Source organism: Sphaerisporangium dianthi (assembly GCF_042654065.1).
GTDB classification, from domain to species: Bacteria; Actinomycetota; Actinomycetes; order Streptosporangiales; family Streptosporangiaceae; genus Sphaerisporangium; species Sphaerisporangium dianthi.
This window is the reverse complement of the sequence record NZ_JBHSFP010000084.1, coordinates 1-5183: the sequence shown is the minus strand read 5'-3', so window position 1 is coordinate 5183 and position 5183 is coordinate 1. Positions and strand designations below refer to the sequence as shown.

Genomic DNA, 5183 nt, shown 5'->3' with positions numbered 1-5183 from the left:
GCACCCCGCGCCACATCCAGCAACGACCAATCCACCAACGGCCCCAACACCGCCGCGCACTCCGCCATCCGGCTCGCGAACACCGGCGACGACTCCAGCAACTCAGCGGCCATCCCCACCCACTGCGCGCCCTGCCCAGGGAAAACGAAGGCGACCTTGCCGTCGCGTGCCCGTCCGGTGAGGACGCCGGCGGTGGTCCTGCCTTCGGCGACCGCGCTCAGCTTGCGCAGCACTCCCGCGCGGTCGTCGTCCAGCACGGCGGCGCGGTGTTCGAAGACGGACCGGCTCGTCAACAGCGCGTGCCCGGTCGCCGCGAGGGAAACCTCCGGCCGTTCGGCCAGGTACGCCCGCAGCCGGGCGGCCTGTGCGCGCAGGGCGGCGTCCGTCCGCGCCGAGATCACCAACGGCGGGACGGTCGCGGACTCGGGGGTGGTGTCGTCGCCGGTCTCCTCCGCCTGTTCCAGGATCAGGTGCGCGTTGGTGCCGCTGATGCCGAATGAGGACACTCCCGCCCGCCGCGGTCGCCCCGCGTCCGGCCAGTCCCCCTCCTCGGTCAGCAGCCGCACCGCGCCGGCGGACCAGTCCACGTGCGGACTCGGCTCGTCCACGTGCAGCGTCTTCGGCAACCGGCCGTGCTGGAGCGCCATGACCATCTTGATCACACCGGCGGCACCGGCGGCCGCCTGCGTGTGCGCGATGTTCGACTTGACCGACCCCAGCCACAGCGGCCGTTCAGGATCGCGCTGACCATAGGTCGCCAGCAACGCCTGCGCCTCGATGGGATCACCCAGCGTGGTGCCGGTGCCGTGCGCCTCCACGACGTCCACGTCGGACGCGGCGAGACCGGCGTTCACCAACGCTTCACGGATCACGCGCTGTTGCGCCGACCCGTTCGGCGCCGTCAACCCGTTGGAGGCGCCGTCCTGGTTCACCGCCGAACCACGAACCACCGCCAGCACCCGGTGCCCATTGCGCCGCGCATCCGACAACCGCTCCAACAGCAGAACCCCGACGCCCTCGCCCCAGCCGGTGCCGTCCGCGGCGCCGGCGAAGGACTTGCACCGGCCGTCGCCGGCGAGACCGCGCTGGCGGGCGAACTCCACGAACGCCGCGGGCGTCGCCATCACGGCGACGCCGCCCGCGAGCGCGAGCTCGCACTCACCGCCCCGCAGCGACCGCGCGGCGAGGTGCATGGCCACCAGCGACGAGGAGCAGCCGGTGTCCACGGTCAGCGCCGGGCCTTCGAGGCCGAACGCGTAGGCGATCCGACCGGACGTGACGCTGCCGGACGTGCCGGTCATCCCGAAGCTCTCGGCCTCGTCCGCGCCGGTGGGCAGCAGCGCCGCGTAGTCCTGGGAGGCACACCCGATGAACACGGCGGTGCGGCTGCCGCGCAGCGCGGTGGCCGTCAGCCCGGCTCGTTCGAACACCTCCCACGAGGTCTCCATCAGCAGGCGCTGCTGGGGGTCCATCGACCGCGCCTCACGCGGAGAGATCCCGAAGAACCCCGGGTCGAAGTACGCCGCGTCGTGCAGGAACCCGCCGACCTGTGTGTGTTGGTCGGCCAGGTCGTAGCGCTGCCATCCCCGGTCCTGCGGGAAGGGCGCCACCGCGTCCCGCCCATCCGAAACCAGTGACCACAGGTCTTCCGGACTGGTGACACCACCGGGGTAGCGGCAGGCCATGCCGATGATCGCAATCGGTTCGCCGTCGGTCGCGCCCGGCTTCGGGGTCTCCTCTGCCGCCCCTTCGCCGCGCAGCTCCGCGAGCAGCATGCCGGCCAAGGCCCGCGCGGTCGGGTGGTCGAACACCAGCGTCGCCGGCAGACGCAGGCCGGTCGCGGCGCCCAGCCGGTTGCGCAGCTCCACCGCGGTCAGGGAGTCGAACCCGAGTTCCTTGAACGGAACCGTGACGCCGATCGGGTCCGTGCCGGCATGGCCGAGCACGGCGGCCGCCTCTGCGCGCACCAGGCCGAGCAGCGCGTCGTCCCGTTCCGCTTCGGTGAGTCCGGTCAGCCGGCGCCACAGCGGGGTGTCGCGTGGGCCGGTGCCTGCGGGCGGCGCCGACTCCGCCGCCAGCACTTCGGCAGCCTCGGGGATCTCGTCGATCAACGGGCGCCGGCGGGCCAGCGTGAACGTGGGGGTGAACCGCTGCCAGTCCACGTCCGCGACCGTGACCGTGGTCTCGTCGTGCTCGACCGCCTGCCGGAGGGCGGTGACGGCCACCTCCGGTCGCATCATCCGGAGCCCTTGCCGGGCGAGGAACTGCTCGGCACCACCCCGTGCCATCCCGGTGTCGGCCCAGCCGCCCCAGGCCACCGAGGTCGCCACGAGGCCACGGGCGCGCCGGTCCTCGGCCAGGGCGTCCATCGCCGCGTTGGCGGCCGCGTACGCACCGCCGCCCGCGCTCCCCCAGCTCGCCGCCCCGGAGGAGAACAGCACGAACGCGTCGAGGTCACGCTCGGCGAGCAACTCGTCCAGCACCAGGGCGCCGGTGACCTTCCCTCCGATCACGTGTGCGGCGGCCTCCGCACCGGTGTTGGCGATGGTCGCCTGCAGGCCGACACCGGCGGCGTGGACGACGGCGGTCAACGGCTGCGCGGCGGACACGGCGTCGAGGACCTCGGCCAGGCCGGCGCGATCGGCGGTGTCGCAGGCGGCGAGGGTGACCCGGACACCGAGACCCGCGAGTTCCTCCGCCAGTTCGGCCGCCCCGGGCGCCTCCTGGCCGCGCCTGCTGAGCAGCACTAGGTGTTCGGCACCGTTGGCCGCGAACCACCGAGCCACGTGGGCACCCAGCCCGCCCGTTCCGCCGGTGACGAGCACCGTGCCGCGGGGCCGCCACTCGCGCACCGGCCTCGCGTCGCCGAGCGGCGCGCGGACCAGCCGTCGCACGAACAGCCCGGCCGGCCGGATGGCCACCTGGTCCTCGACCCGCTCGCCGGCCAGCAGCGCGCACAGGCGTTCGGCGTCCCGCTCGTCCGGCTCCTCGGGAAGGTCGACGAGGCCACCCCAGCGCTGTGGTTGTTCCAGCCCGAGGACCCGCCCGAGGCCCCAGATCTGTGCGGCCCCGACCGACCCCCGCTCGCCGGGCACAACGGCCACGGCTCCCCGGGTGACCATCCACAGCGGCACGTCGAGGTCCGCGTCGTCGAGTGCCTGCGCGAGGACCAGGGAGCTCGTCACCCGCGCGGTCAGCTCGTGGTGGACGTCGTGCCGCCGGTCGTCGAGTCCTAGCAGGGAGAGCACACCGGTGATCCCGCCGTGCCGTGCGACGAGATCGCGCACCAGTTCCGCCGTGGCCGGCCGCTCCGCCGAGGGACCGAGCGCCAGCGGCACGATCCGTGCGCCGCAGGCACGGAGCGCTTTCGCACACGCCTCAGGCACCCCGGTGTCGGGGTGGTTCGCCGGCGTCACCACCAACCAGGTGCCGGTCATCTCCCGCGGCGCCTGAACGGTCAGCGGGCGCCAGACCACGCGATAGCGCCAGGAGTCCACGGCGGACTTATCCCGGCGCCGCCTGCGCCACGAGGACAGCGCCGGTGCAAGCGTCTCCAGGGACCGCCGCTCGGTGGGCCCGACGTCCAGTGTCCGGCACAGCGCGGCCACGTCACCGTGATCCACCGCGTCCCAGAACGCCGACTCCGGCCCGGTGGCATCGGCGGCCGGTGACGGTGGCGCCAGCCAGTAGCGCTCGTGCTGGAAGGCGTAGGTCGGCAGCTCGACGGGTGGTCCCTCGGCCGGCCCGAAGAACTTCTCCCAGCGCACGTCCGCACCGTGGACGTACGCCTTGGCCAGTGACCGGAGGAACCGGTCGGCTTCCGGCTCGTCACGTCGGAGCGAGCCGAGGACGACGGCGTCGGCGCGCCGGTCGTCGATGATCTCCTGGACAGGCGGCAGCAGCACGGGGTGGGGGCTCACCTCGACCAGGACATCGCAGCCCTCGTCGAGCACCGTCGCCACCGCGTCGGCCAGTTTCACGGTCTGCCGGAGGTTCCGGTACCAGTAGCCGGCGTCGAGGGTGGCGGTGTCGACGAACCCGCCGGTGACCGTGGAGCAGAACGACACGGCGGCCGGTCTCGGGGTGATGTCGGCAAGCTCGCGCAACAGTTCCTCGCGCAGGCCCTCGACGTGGGACGAGTGGGAGGCGTAGTCCACCGCGATCCGCCGGGCCCGCACACCGTCCGCCTCGCAACGGGCCGCCAGCTCCGTCAACGCCGCGTCATCGCCGGACACGACCACGGACCTCGGCCCGTTCAGCGCGGCGAGGGACAACCGCCCAGCGCTGTCGGCCACGAGGTCCGCCGCCGACTCCGGCGGCAGACCGACCGACAGCATTCCCCCGCTTCCCGCCAGCGCCATCAACGCCTTGCTGCGGGCCACCACCACCCGCACCGCGTCGGTGAGCGACAGCGCACCGGCGACACAGGCCGCCGCGATCTCACCCTGCGAATGCCCCACCACCGCGACGGGCTCGACCCCGCACGAACGCCACAGCTCCGCCAGCGACACCATCACCGAGAACAACACCGGCTGAACGACACCGACCCGCTCGAGCGGTTCCGACCCGCGCACCACATCCAGCAACGACCAGCCCACCAAGGGTTCCAACGCCGCCGCGCACTCCGCCATCCGGCTCGCGAACACCGGCGACGACTCCAGCAACCCGACAGCCATCCCCGCCCACTGCGATCCCTGCCCGGGGAACAGGTACACGGCGCCGCCGCCGCGCAGTGCCGTTCCTTCGACGACGGTGGGCACCGGTTCCCCGTCCGCCAGCGAACGCAGCGCCGAGGAGACGCCGGCGTGGTCGGCGTACACGACCGCACGGGACGCGAAGGAGGTTCGGGCGCCGGCGAGCGTCCGCCCGATGTCGTGTGGTGTCAGCTCGGGTCGCTCGGTGACATGGGTGAGCAGGCGTCGCGCCTGAGCGCGCAAAGCCGCGTCCGTGCTGCCGGACACCACCCAGGGCACGGTGGCCGAGACGACCGGGGGTGGCGCGTGTTCGCCGGACGTCCGGAGGTCCGGCTCGTCCATTGGCGCCTGTTCTATGATGGCGTGTGCGTTGGTGCCGCTGACCCCGAACGAGGACACCCCGGCCCGCCGCGGCCGCCCCGTCTCGGGCCAGTCCTGTCCCTCGGTCAGCAGCCGCACCGCACCCGCCGACCAGTCCACGTGCGGACT

Annotated in this window: 1 protein-coding gene; it reads right to left on the bottom strand. The window is 73.2% G+C overall.

Features of this window, described 5'->3' with window-relative positions; translation table 11 throughout:
* Positions 1-5153, bottom strand: a 5153-nt coding sequence (locus ACFO60_RS40580) for an SDR family NAD(P)-dependent oxidoreductase (protein WP_380852814.1), incomplete at its 3' end; no start/stop codon positions are given.
* Positions 5154-5183: the final 30 nt, after the last annotated feature.